The sequence below is a fragment of the Methanobrevibacter sp. genome, from assembly GCF_045220775.1.
GTDB lineage: Archaea > Methanobacteriota > Methanobacteria > Methanobacteriales > Methanobacteriaceae > Methanocatella.
In genome coordinates, this window is the sequence record NZ_JBGUWC010000076.1 from 1 (window position 1) to 14,256 (window position 14,256).

The following is a 14,256-nucleotide window of genomic DNA, read 5'->3' on the forward strand; positions in this document are numbered from 1 at the left end:
ATCACTGGCAGGAGCATAATTAGCATCTCCACTGTAATTAGCATAGATTACATAAGATCCAGCATTCAAACCAGACAATACAAATGACTCATTAACGCCCACAACTTTAATTATTGTTCTATTTGCTAATGTATAGGTTACACTTCCAGTTGCATCACTCGGAAGGCTTTGAGTAATGTTAATCACATCACCATAAACAATTTCAGAAGCATTAACAATAATGTTAACGTTGGTTCCAGTTTGTGTCACTTCGAAAGCAGTTTCATTATCTGCAGAGTTGTAATTATCAGTACCATTAAAGCTTACAGATGCAGTATAGTTACCTACATTCAATATTCCAACATCAAAGCTACCAACACCATCCTTAACAGTGACTGGCGCTTCAAAATTACCAATAACTACTTTGTACTCACCATCAATACTAGCAAATACATTACCACTAACATTAGCAGTATAAACTTTATCTAAAACCTCAACACTCACAGCAACATTCGCTTTAAATACTGTAAATGAATCGTCTATTGTGTAGATATCATAATTGTCATCAGTAAAATTGGTTTTGGCAGTATAATCACCTGCATCAAGAGTAATAGTGCCTACTCCTTGGCCATTAACAACATTAACAACCAATTCTTTATCACCTATATTTACAGTGTAGTTACCATCAACATCAGAACCCACATTAACAATGGATAATTCCCCATAAACAGAATCATCAACTGAAACTGTCAGAACAATTGATGCCTTCAGGACCCTGAATGATTTGGAATCACTGCTTGCAGTCACGTTGAATGTTTCAATATTAGTGACATTAACAGTATAATCTCCTGCATCCAAATCAGTAATCAAAACACTGTAATCAGTTTCATTTTCATCATAAACAATATTTCCATTCGCATCAGTTATCTTAACATTTACAACAGTCGGGTTTTCAACTTCAAATCCTATTAAAACATTTTCACCATAAACAACATCTTTTACATCATTTAATGTAATGTTTGAATCATATTTGAAAACAGTGAAATTACTTACAGAATAATTTCCAAACACATTTTCTGTTTCCAAATTAGTCACATTGACAGTATAGTACCCTGCAGGCAAACCGGAAACAGTGACATTGAAAATATTTGCGTTTTCTTCATGATAAACAATATTTCCCAGTGCATCCATAATAACAATATCAATTATTCCAGGGACATAAACATAATATTCAATGAATACATCATCACCAACATAAACAGAAGAGATATTATCAATATCGACTGTGGAATTGCCTTTAAATATAGTGAAATTCATTGAAACACTGCAACCTGTGATGTTCTCATCACCAGGATTAATAATCTCAATTGAATAACTGCCAAGAGTTAAATTACCTAACCTATATAGGAAATAACCATAATCATTAGTTAAATTTCCACCGGAAATTTCATTACCATTACTGTCACAAACAACAACGTAAACATCTGTAAGATTGTCCCCATCAAATTCCACATCGAAATAATAACCCCATGGAAGAGTATCATTGAAGTATATAATATCAATTATTGAATTTGCCTTAGATATGGTGAATGCTTTTGTATAATTGCTTCCAGCAACGTTATCAGTTTTTAAATTGCTTGCAAATAAAACGTATTCACCGGCAGACAAATCAGGCATTGGCAGGTAATCTTCTTCTATGATTTCATTGAAAACTATTTTACCGGTTTTATCTCTAATTTCAACAACAACAGTTGTACGATTATCAACAATAACGTCAACTTCCACATCATCACCATAGACATAATCATCCAAACCCTCAACAACAATTGAAGAACCGACTTTTAAAACATTGAACACTTTAGAATCACTGCTGTAAGATGTACTGTCAGATTCTTCAACAGAAAGTGTAATGTTATAACGACCACTGTCAAAATACAAATCAGAAATTGAAGTGTTTGTTGATGTGAAATTATATTTAACATCACCAGTAGCCAAATCGCGAATAACCACATGGACATCTGAAGCATTAACAACCTCATATGTTATTAAAACATCATCATAGAAATAATCAGACACATCATCAACTTTAACTAATGATTTAACTTTCAACACATCAAATACCATTGAATCGGAAGAAGTTTCATGATTATTATCACCCACATTGGTTACGGTAAGATTATAGGAACCTGCAAGCAAATTAACATAAAGACAATCACCATGAACGCTCATGTTTACAATAACTTCCCCTGTCTTTAAATCAACGATTTTTGCAGTGACATTAGTCCTATTGGATACAGTAAAGTTTATCCTATAATCATTAAAAGCATAGATAGAATCAACCTTATCTACAATAACAACATCAGATCCAATTTTATAAACTTCAAATGTTGCAATAACAGAACTGGATTCATATTCCTCGTCGCCCACATTGATGTATGTTAATGTGTATACTCCGGCATCCAATGATTCGACACTAAGCTCTGTCATATCGCCTGTTTGTCTGAAAATAACCTCCCCGGAAGCATCACTAATTTCAATAACTGCACCTGTAAAGTTAGTACACTCCACTTTACCGTTTAAAACTTCACCAGAGGTAATGTTATCCAATGAAACAATATTAACCCTGGATGAAAACTTAGAAACATTCAATATGACATGATCAGAACTATAATCAGAAAGTGAATCAATTACAGAAGCATTAACTTCATGTTCACCACAAGGATAACAATAAACATTCAAAATCCAAACAGTACCCTGTGAACTTTCATTATAGTCAATTGTTGGATAAATATTAAATTCCAAATCATTGACCTTAATAATATTGCCGTTGTCATCATAAACTGTAGCGTTTAAAGTCAACTCATCATAGATTAACAAATCATAATACTTTTCACCAGGAATAACAATTCTGGTTTTTGAAGTTATAGTACCCTCATTATCAATGTATTGAGATTTGCTTAAGATATTTTTGGATAAATATAACTCAGAATCTATTGATACGAAAATCGGATTGATTAAATTAACCTCATTAAATTTGGAGGAGTGAATCTCAGCAGTGGAATCAATCAAACTAACACAATATGTTCCCACATCATTACCTTTGAAACTATTATTGTTAACTGTCAAAGTACTATAAAATGCGTTGATAATATTTGTATTATTTATAAAAGTGGAATCTGAAATGAAAACGTCATAAGCAGATTTCAAATCAACAACATTGGAATTATTGAGGAAATAACAACCCACAATTTCCATACTACCATCAACAACAGATATCACATCAGCGTTACTGATAAATGAAACATTATCGAAAGCAGCATATCCCCCATCAACTGAAACAGTATTTTTGGAATTAAAGATAGACACATCATATACAGCAACATATTCTCCAGCAATATTAAACACACCGGCTTTATTTGAAGCATCAATGACATGTCCGTCACCATCAATCTCAATGTGTGATTTATTAATTAAAATTCCACTCTTAAGTTTCTCATCATAATCGTAATACCTGTAGTCATGCTGCAAAACAATTTTACCATTAGCATTATTGATTAATTTCTGAAGAGCAGTAAATGAATCATCATCACAACTTACATTAAAGTAAAACTCTTCATTGACATTATAACAGGACATTTCCAGATAACCTGACCCAATACCGTCGCCTATAAACTCTAATTCGGCAACACCATCAATCAGTGTGGCCTCAGAAACATTGATGTCTCCACCAACACAGGACAAGACAAAAGTGACTGGAATTATGCCAGTGAATGTAGAATTAGTTCCTTTAGTTGCATCATACATATTGGTCAAGTTAAGAGTAATGATTGCCTTATCACCAACAAACAAGTCGAATTTGGACACATCAACTGTTAAAAACAACCAGTTATTTAATTCAACCTGATCGCCTTCAACAACAGGAGCGACATCATAATCATCAATTGTATTTCCAAACCAGTTTTCATTCGCAGCAAACCAGAACGGACAATAAATTACAGAACCTGTTGAATTTAAAACAATTGAACTGGACAACTTATCACCAGAAGCATTGGAATATATAACACTACCATTTTCCGCATAACCATTAACCAAAATGAAATTATACAATTCAATGGAATTAGTAGTAAGATTAAATAAACGGGCCTGATTTGCACCGTCAATCACATGACCATTACCATTGACCATCAAACTTTTATTAATCACAATACCGTTCTTAAGATCACCGTCAAAGTTAGGGTAATATTTATAAGACCTGTTTAAGACTATACTGTCATGAACACTTGCGTTATTGATAATTTCCTGCAATTTTGTAAATGAATCTTCAGGAACAGTAACCACATTAAATGTAACTGTTTTATTAAATGAATAATATTTGAAATCAACACTTCCCACACCCTCATTAACAGGCATGTAAGACGCATTGCCTTTGCCGCCAACCAATTCCAACTTATCCAAAGCTACAGCATTATTAACAGATGAAACATCGAAACAAACATCCGGCAGATTAGTTTCCACATCATAAACCTTCCTGGAGGTACGGTCATAAGCATTATTCAGACTAACATTAATGACTGCGGATTCATCTATTTTTAAAAGAGTACTGTTGGCATTGACATCCAAAAACAACCATCTATTCAATTTAACGCTTGATTCGACATTAGGTTTAACATTGTAATTTTCATTGGTGTTTCCAAACCAGTTATAATCCGCATTAACAATGTCCTTGTTACCAGATGCAATGTCATAGAGACAGTTATTATCTATGAAAATTGAATGATGAACATCAGCAGCATGAAACTTTGGAGTGCCTGCAACATTAATAACACTATCAATTCCTCTATTTGATATAAACAATGATTTATAAATTCTATTTAACTTATCAGAACGAGCATGGATATAAATGGCAGCACCATTTTTAGCAGAATTATTTGCAAATACTCCACTAATTGATACATCAGACATTTCAGAATAAATTGCACCACCAAGCATAGCAGTATTATTCATAAATATTGAGTTAATGACAACATTTTCGGAGTTATCGATAGAAATTGCGCCTGCGTATTTAGCAGTATTTTTAATGAATGTAGAATCGATAACAACATTATTAGATCCATATATCCTAATTGCACCCCCACTACCTACAAGATTAGTGTTATTGGTGAATGTTGAATTAATTAAAACATTATTAGCCATAATCTGGATTGCAGAACCTTTACTGTTGCTGAATGTTGTGTTTAAAATTTGAACAGTGTTGCCTGTGATTCTGGCTATATTTGTCATGCCTTTTGCATCTATTGTAAAACCGTTACCGTTTAATATCAATGGTTTGTCAATGTCGATATATTGGAGTTTGGAGTCGCAAATTGGCATATAATCATAGTTGCGTGTTAGGTTTAAAACAGAGCCTCCATTGTCAATTTGATATTGTAAATCTGCAAAAGAACCAGGTAGGTAATTTACTATATAAAATGAGAAATTATTGGATATATGACTCAAAGTTATAACATCTCTTAAAGCAAAGGTGTAATTCATTATGCCTATGCCGGAATTGACATCTACAAATCCGACAACTCCACCTATAGAAGAAACATTGAAACCAATATTCAGAGCAGTGTTGTTTTCAAGTTCTTGGGAATTTGCATTGTAAACTTTAAGATAAACATATTTTGTTTCAAATGTATTTTTACTGTTTACAAGATCTAAAACCATCCAATTATTCAAATCGACATTTACGTGAGGTTTGGTATCAAAATCATAAATAGTATTTCCAAACCAGTTATAATCATAATTTGCATGTGCAGGATTGCCCATTTTAAAATTATGCATGTTGGTGAAACTATTATTCAAGAATATATTTTGAATAAAGTTAAAGGATTCGCAGCGGTAACCCTCCATAAGGCAATTAGCTTTATTTCCAATAAATTCGCAACGAATTATTGATACATCAGGTCCTCCATAAGCATCAAAGATGAACATGGATGAATCAGAACTACAATTATAAAAATTGGAATCGCTAATTGTAATCACACCTGCTGTAATTCTAAGCAGTTCTAAACCGTTTCCGCAATTGTTGAATGTACAATTTTCGATGAAAAGATTTCCGTTGGCTTTATAAATATTTTTGATATTGATAAAATTGATGTTTTTCAAGGTTAAATCCTTTCCATATCCTCCTTGGAGTAATGAAGCAGTGTTTTTTCCGTTAATGGTATGGCCATTACCGTCAATGACTAATTCTTTATTGAAAGTAATTCCATTGATTAAGTTTTTGTCGCAAGCATCCATATACTCATAATCTGTGGTTAAATTCAAAACAGAACCTGAATTATCAACATCATATTTCAGATGTGAAAATGAACGATTATAAATAGGAGTATCATATTTTAAATTAATTTTATATGACCATCCGCGTTTTGAGAGAGTTACTGCAGTATTAGTTGTTGTTAATGGGATGATAAAATCGCTGACTCCTCCGCAATCCATTTTATTGGTATTTGATGCAGTATTTGTAAATTCCATGTCGAATGATAGTTTTAGATAACCGGTAACCTCATAATTAAACTTGTTAGACCATATGCTTGTTTTAACAACTGCACTAGGTAGTGATCCGGTGTGGTCATACTTAACTTCATCCTTAAGATAAAGCCAATTATTTTCAAGGTCCACTTTCTTGTTAACATCGGGTTTGACATTTCTATTGTTTTCAATATTTCCCCACCAATTTTTCTCGGCGGAAAATGATTTGGAGGAATATACTGCATTTTTAGGGGTGTTTCCTAGAATAATGGATCCGTAAAGTTCGCAATAGCTGGAGTCACAATAAATATCATAGCCTTTTTTAGCGGTGTTGCTAAAGAAATTGGATGAATGAATTTTTGTATATCTTGCATTGATATAAACAGCACCTCCTTCATCTTTAGCCTTATTGTTTGTAAACTGAGAGTTCTTTATTGAATTATATCTTGCTTCAACATAAATGGCTCCACCGTCATCATCAGCGGAATTGGAATCAAAAACACAACCATCAACAACATTATTTTTAGAATCAAGATATATTGCTCCACCTTTGTCATTGGCATGATTTTTAGTAAAGATGCAACCAATAAACTTAAGATTAGGACATGTGGATTCCGAATATGCTGCACCACCCTGTTCTGATACCTTATTGCCAGTAAAATTACAATATGAAATAGTTCCTCCATTAATATTTTTAGAGAAAAATATTGCACCACCATATTTACAGTAATGTTCATTGCCAACATATCCATTATTATTGAATGAACACCTAGTTATTTGAATAGAAGTTTTAGGAGTTTCCTGGTTATTAGTCACATATATTGCGCCACCCATGTTATAACGACCAGTCCCAATGTAATTAGAATCAAAAATACAATCCTCAATTCTAGTATTCTCACTGTTAACTGATATTGCACCCCCAATACGGTCAGCATGATTGCCAATGAATGTGCATCCTTTAACTAAAACACCATCAGCCGCCTTAAAAACATAAATGGCACCCCCATGCTTAAAACTCTCCACATTAATGCCTCTTCCAGCACGATTATTAACAAAAACAGAATCTATTATTTTGGCCTGACTCCTCGCTACATATACTGCACCGCCATCTCCTGCAGTACAATTTTCAAAACGACAAGATTTAACAGTAATCGGAGCACTAGAATAAATGGCACCACCCGAACTAGATGCACCAGAAAATATTTGAGAAAAAGTCTCCAATTTAACAACTTTAGTTCTAGGAAAAGCAACACAATTTGTAAAAGTACAATTAATAATATATGATTCATACTTCCCACTTACAACAATTGCACCTCCATTATTCCCATTCTCCGGTTTTGTAAAATTACAATTGGAAATTATAAAAGGACCCGCTGCCTTAGTATTTTTAATAATTCCATTTATTCCATTTATAAAATTAATATTTTTTATTTGCAAGTAGGCTGATGAGGGAGGATGATTTATTTTAAAAGCATATGCATAAACGAAAATAGTATGTCCCCTACCATCAAGTGTAATCGCTTTCGTAAATTCAATAGCATGAGAAGAACCTAGACGTATATTGTAATCCTTATCCAAGGTTACTGTTGAGCCCGGTTTAGCATCATTAATTAACTTCGCCAATTCATCAGAAGTTCCCATTTTTGAATCGGATAACTGATCATCATTACTTACATTTAAAACTTCTTCCCCACCGGAAAATCCGAGTTTCGAATCATCTTCTTGAGAAGAAGTATAATTATCATCTATTGAAGAATCATCATTGACAGTGTTTAAAACATCCACCTGAAAATCAGATTCCTCCAAACTTAATCCATCATTTTCCAAATTTGTAGCATTGCCTAGTTCATTTGCACTGACAAACGATACTGAACATATCAATACCAGAACGGCAATGACAAACATGATTTTATAATTCTTAATAAGTTTTACCCCCATTAAATATAATATGAAATTTATTTTTATGAAAGAAAGTATATATAAATTAGGTTAAAAAAACAATATTTTCAAAAAAAAAAAAATAATAAAAATGAAGAAAAATACATCAGAGTAGTATTTCGTTTGATTAAAAAAAAAAAGAAGGATAAAATAATTATCCTTTTATTAAATCAACAGCAGTTTGGATAGCTTCATCCATTTTATCTGCGTTTTTACCTGCACCTTGTGCTAAAGTTAAGCGACCACCGCCGCCTCCACCAAGCACACCAGCTGCAGTTTTGATAATATCATTGATTTTAACACCATTGTCAATTGCATTCTGGGAAGCTGCACCAACGATTTTGCCGTCACCGTTTCCCATAATAACTACATCCGCTTTTCCATTATCGGTGAAGTCAGTAGCTATTTTTTGAAGTTCCTTAATATCTGTTTCCATTTTCTCGGAAATTACCTTCAATCCATTGATTTCAACAAAGTCATCAGCAAGAGAATTCATTTTAAGTGATGCGATTTCTGATTTCAAACGATCAATCTCATTTTTCTGTGATTTCCATTCACTGAAGAACCTGTCACAAGTTTTTGGCAATTGGTCGTTTTCAACTTTGAAAATAGCTGAACTTTCCCTTAGCAATTCGTTATCATGTTGCATTGAATCGATTGCAGCAAGGCCCGCTGAGAAATCAATCCTTTCAACACCATCCTGAACCCTTTCGGTTTTGTTGATTTTGATTGGTCCGACTACACCAGTTCTTAAGACATGTGTACCTGCACAGGCCTGTACATCAACACCAGGAACTTTTACAACACGAATCATTTTACCAGGAACAATACCCCCCTGGTAAAGTACAAATCCATACAATTCCTGAGCTTCATCACGGGTATGGAACTGAATGTCCAAATCGATATTGTCCATCACATATTCGTTGGCAAGTTTTTCAATTTCATTCAGCTCCTCCTGTGTGATGCGTTTGTAGTGGGACAGGTCAATACGTGCTCTTGTTAATCCATTTTGTGATCCTGCCTGCCAAATGTGCTGACCCAGTACTTTTCTTGCAGCCGCAATGACCAGGTGAGTTCCTGTGTGGTGGCGTGCAAGAGTTATTCTTCTTGTCCAGTCAAGTTTTCCTGTGATTTTTTTGCCAACAACATCATCAGAAATGTCTTCATCTACATGATGCAATACAACATTATCAATCTTTTCAGCATGCTTCATGTTAATGTCATTTCCATCGATGGAAACTATACCTATGTCTGAAGGTTGACCACCTCCTTCAGGATAAAATACAGTTTTATCGAAGATCAAACATTTGTCTCCATCTTTTTCAACTACGCCCAAAATTTCCGCTTCAAATTCTTTTTGGTAGAAATCTTTATAGAACAACAAATCTGTTTCAGGGAAGTCTACTTCAAATGTGGATTTTTTATTAGAAGTGTCCTTTTCGTGAGCTCCTGCAACTTGAGTAAAGAAGTTATCCGGAACATTAACGGTGAAATCATTGCCCGCCATTTCAACAACAGTTTCAGGAGGTATTCCATGAGCATCATATAAATCTATTAACATTTCAAGAGGCATTTCAGATTTGCCTTCTTTTTTAAGTCTTTTGATGGATCTTTTAACAATGCTTTTTCCTTTTTTGACTGTTGCGGCATAACGCTCTTCTTCCAAGGTAATGATATTCATGATATGTTCTTCTGAGTCACGAATTTCAGGGTAAAATTTAGATAGGAAATCCAGTTGAATGGCCATTACATCAGCCAGAGATTCTTTCATGTTCAAATCTTTCATGAATCGGATTGTTCTTCTTAACACCAAACGTGCAAGATAACCTTCTTTAACATTGGAAGGAATAATACCATCAGCAATCATGAAAGCCAAACATCTTGTGTGGTCTGCAATGATATATATTGCTTCCATCGGTTCGGCAGCTTTTAAATAATCTTCCAAGGACAGATTTAAACTATCTGCAACCTGTTGTCTGAGTTCTTTCAAGTCACCAATGTCTTCAATATCCATCATTCCTGCAATCTGGGCGTTTCTTCCCTGGATATCCTCATTGATTTCAACACCAGTCAATTCTTTCAATTTATCAACAACAGGTGCAAAACATGCATCATAGGCAGTTGGAGTTCCCTGTGAAATCCAGGCTATACGTTCCAGACCATAACCTGTATCAACAACTTTAATAGGAATTTCCTTTTTGTCTCCGTTTTCAAGGGTTTCATATTGGATGAAAACCAATGTTGCAAGTTCCACTCCTCTACAGCAAACCTCATAACATGGTCCTTCGTTACCTCCACCGCTCCACCATGATTTGATGAATGTAATCTCTTCAGTGTTGATGCCAATGTGTTCAAAGAATTTATGGCACAATTCAATTGTACGGTCTTCCCAGTAAATGAAATCATCTTCCTTGTTGATTACAGTGTGAGTTCCCATTGTAAAGCAGGTCATGTGACGGCCTGTTCTTCCAACATTATCGACATCATTAAGTCTGATTGAAGGCTGGGCCATTTCAATAGGATTTGCAGGTGGCTTAACAAGGCCTGAAGTTATCCATGGCTGGAAACAGAAGATTGATGCGCCAACTAAAAATACGTCATCCCTCCATCTTTTTGCAAGTACTGGATATCTGTGGACATGTGTGTGCCCTTCACTTTCTAAAAATTCTCTAAAAACTTTTTGGATTTCATATAAGTTGTATGGTTTATCGGTAGCAGGATTTGCAATAAACTCATATTCATCACATGGAGCATCCCCACAAGTGTCTCTATCCACTTGAGAGTAAAACTCCTGTCCGCAAGTTTTACATGTTTGTTTTTTATAACCAAGTTCATCAAAAATTTCTACCATATGAATCAGTTCTAATCATTTATTAGTATAAACTATGTTTTTTGTTTAATAAATAATTAATGAAAATCAATTAAGGATTACTTAAAAGCTTTCCGAACTCATTAATAAAAACTATTGAAAAACAGCAAATAGCCAATTAAAAAAAAATCAAGTGAAATAAACTTAAAAATCAGATAAAATTAATAAAAATAGTCAATTAACAAAAAAAAAGAATAAAAAAAGAAAGGTGATAGATTTAAAAAATCTATCCGAAGAGAGCACCTAATCCAGCTGCTGCTTCTTCTTCAGAAGCTTCTTCTTCTTCCTCTTCTTCTTCCTCTTCTTCTTCAGCTGCTTCAGCTGCTGCAGGAGCTGCAGCTGCAGGAGCTGCGGATGCAACAGCTGCGGTTTCGATAGCTTCTTCGATGTCAACATCTTCTAAAGCTGCGATTAATGCTTTAACTCTAGCATCATCAGCGTCGATACCTGCTGCTTCAATAATACTTTTAACATTTTCTTCGTTAATATCTTTTTCTGCACTGTGCAAAATCATTGCCGCATATATATATTCCATGTTATCACCATTAGTTTTTTAAAGTGTTAGTTATTAAATAATAAAAATTTTAATTAATTAATTTAACCGAAGAGAGCTCCTAACCCAGCTGCTGCTTCTTCTTCACTACTTTCTTCTTCTTCCTCTTCTTCCTCTTCTTCAACAACTTCCTCTTCTACTACTGGAGCAGCTGCTACAGCAACATTAGAAAGTTTATCTGCTAATTCATCGTCAATTGCGCCTTCAGTATCAGCAATTGCAGAAGCAATAGCTAACATTCTAGCGTTAACAAGACCAAGAATTGGTTCTGAAGTTTTGGAAGTTAATATAGCTCCTTCTACACCAACGCTGACAGCTCTGGTATGTGCGAGAGACAATATTGTGGAAATAGTTTTTGTAGTAGGTATAGCTGCATTAACAGACAAGTTGAATGCACCTGAAAATGCTTTTTGTACATCTGCTAATGTTTGTTCTTCGTCGATTGCAAGTACATCGGAAGTATAAACAGATCCTTCTTCGTATACTGCTTTTAAATCAATTCCTACTTCCATCGGATTAATATCCATTCTTGCCAAGGTAGCTGCTACTTGTTTAGATACTTCATCACCTGCTGCAACAACAACAGTTTCTTTTTGTACGCAGATTTTACCTTTATCAATTTTTGCAGGAATTCCAACTTGTTGTAATTCACCTAAGAATGGCCCTGGTTCAAATCCAGTGTCCCCTTCAGGTACAATAATATCATCAGGAGCAATAGTTCCTGGTTTTGCAGGAGCTGATGTTTTGCTGTCTTCTAATATTTTGAACAATTTGAAAGGGTTCATTTCGGTTGCAATAATTGCAACTTGACCATCCATATGTCCAGATAAATCAACAATGTTGTTTTTATCAGCATTACAATCTTCAAGAGCTAAATCAATGAGATTCTTTTTAGACATTCTGATAACAGCTTTTTCGTTGAGGGATTTCCTCATTTCTTGGAGCTGTTTTGCAGGAATGTTCATTAAATCCACAATACCAATAACATCGTATTGATTAATGATTTCTGAAAGCTCTTTAACTTCTTCCTTTTTCCATTCAGCAACATGAGCCATTAGATCACCCTCACTACTGGTCCCATAGTTGTTTTTATAAACATGGACTTGATTTGACTTCTTCCTTTTTCTAAATTGCGGTCTAGGACTGTAAGAACAGTTTCAATGTTTTCAGCTATGTCTTCGTCTGACATGTCTTGGCTTCCAACAACAATTTGAACACTAGCTTGTTGTTTTACACCAACTTTAACAGTACTTTGTAATCTTTCTAAAAGAGGGTCAAGTTTGATACTTGCAGGCACTGGTTTTGGCATTTTTCCACGAGGACCAAGAACTGGACCTAAGAATCTACCAACGAGTGGCATCATATCAGCTTGAGCTACAAAGAAATCAACAGAATTTGCTGCTTTTTTAGCGGATTTTCTGTCTTTTCCAAACTCTTCTAAATCACTTTTGTTGATTACAAGATCGAGACCAGCATTTTTAGCTTGAACAATGAGTTCCCCATCAGCTATGACTCCGATTTTAACATCTTTGCCACGGCCGTTAGGAAGAGTAACTTCCTCATTAAACCTATTTTCTGGCTTTTTGACATCTAAGTCACGGATATTAATAATAATATCTACGGACTCAGTGAAGTTTCTCGGCTTTGATTGTTCTTTAGCCTCCTTCACCGCGTTAATTACATCTTGTGTCATATTCATCCCCCATGAACATTATTGTTCAATGGTTTACATTTGGTTTCATGAGAATCGATTACTAAGAAAAAAATTCTTAAACGATTGCATGAATTAAAAACAGTATATCAATTATAATCGCAATTATAACATCATATACACTGTATTTATTAACTTAATTAAATTTTAAAAAATGATATCTATTCTGCTAAGATATCATCATATTCTCCAGCATCTACAGCTTTTTGTGCTTCTCTTGGGTCTTTACCATCAACAGATAATCCCATACTTACACAGGTTCCCATAACTTCTTTAATACCTGCTTTGTAATCATTTGCAAGTAATGAATCGAATTTCATTCTAGTAATTTTTAAAGCAGTTTCAATAGGTAAGTCATTTACAATGTCTAAACCTGGTTCGTGAGAAGCTTTTTCGATGCCTAATTCCTCCATGATAAGTGCAGTTGTTGGTGGAGTACCGATTTCAATTTCAAAATCTTTAGTATCTCTATCAATGGTAACTTTAACAGGCACTTTCATTCCTGCAAAGTCAGCACTTTTTTTGTTGATTTCTTCAACAACTTGCATCATGTTAATACCGAAAGGTCCTAAAGCAGGTCCTAATGGTGGTCCTGGAGTAGCGGTTCCACCTTCGATAAGAACTTCGACTGTATCTTTAGCCATCAGTCAGCCTCCTTTTGAATTATTCTAATTTGATCAGCTTTAACAG

6 protein-coding genes are annotated in these 14,256 nt (G+C 34.4%); all 6 read right to left on the reverse strand.

Going from position 1 to position 14,256, the window contains the following annotated elements; translation table 11 throughout:
- A partial coding sequence (locus ACJROP_RS04470) for a right-handed parallel beta-helix repeat-containing protein (protein WP_406534291.1) occupies positions 1–8,433 on the reverse strand: 8,433 nt, incomplete at its 3' end.
- Positions 8,434–8,587: 154 nt separating this feature from the next.
- Positions 8,588–11,284 (reverse strand): alanine--tRNA ligase, encoded by a 2,697-nt coding sequence (gene alaS / locus ACJROP_RS04475; RefSeq protein ID WP_406534292.1) that lies wholly within the window; start codon positions 11,282–11,284, stop codon positions 8,588–8,590.
- Positions 11,285–11,528: 244 nt separating this feature from the next.
- Positions 11,529–11,837 carry a 50S ribosomal protein P1 gene (gene rpl12p, locus ACJROP_RS04480; protein ID WP_296895002.1) on the reverse strand — a complete coding sequence of 103 codons (309 nt, stop codon included), beginning with the start codon at positions 11,835–11,837 and terminating at the stop codon, positions 11,529–11,531.
- Between the two features lie 62 nt (positions 11,838–11,899).
- Complete coding sequence (locus ACJROP_RS04485; protein WP_292882511.1) at positions 11,900–12,910, reverse strand: 50S ribosomal protein L10; 1,011 nt, start codon at positions 12,908–12,910, stop codon at positions 11,900–11,902.
- Complete coding sequence (locus ACJROP_RS04490; RefSeq protein ID WP_406534293.1) at positions 12,910–13,548, reverse strand: 50S ribosomal protein L1; 639 nt, start codon at positions 13,546–13,548, stop codon at positions 12,910–12,912. Before ACJROP_RS04490 ends, ACJROP_RS04485 begins: the two co-directional genes overlap by 1 nt.
- Positions 13,549–13,727: 179 nt before the next feature.
- Complete coding sequence (locus ACJROP_RS04495) at positions 13,728–14,210, reverse strand: 50S ribosomal protein L11 (RefSeq protein ID WP_292605962.1); 483 nt, start codon at positions 14,208–14,210, stop codon at positions 13,728–13,730.
- Positions 14,211–14,256 lie beyond the last annotated feature (46 nt).

Bases quoted from the DNA above. Each gene is read 5' to 3' on its own strand.
- alaS (WP_406534292.1), bottom strand. From the start codon at position 11,284: ATGGTAGAAATTTTTGATGAACTTGGTTATAAAAAACAAACATGTAAA.
- rpl12p (WP_296895002.1), bottom strand. From the start codon at position 11,837: ATGGAATATATATATGCGGCAATGATTTTGCACAGTGCAGAAAAAGAT.
- ACJROP_RS04485 (WP_292882511.1), bottom strand. From the start codon at position 12,910: ATGGCTCATGTTGCTGAATGGAAAAAGGAAGAAGTTAAAGAGCTTTCA.
- ACJROP_RS04490 (WP_406534293.1), bottom strand. From the start codon at position 13,548: ATGACACAAGATGTAATTAACGCGGTGAAGGAGGCTAAAGAACAATCA.
- ACJROP_RS04495 (WP_292605962.1), bottom strand. From the start codon at position 14,210: ATGGCTAAAGATACAGTCGAAGTTCTTATCGAAGGTGGAACCGCTACT.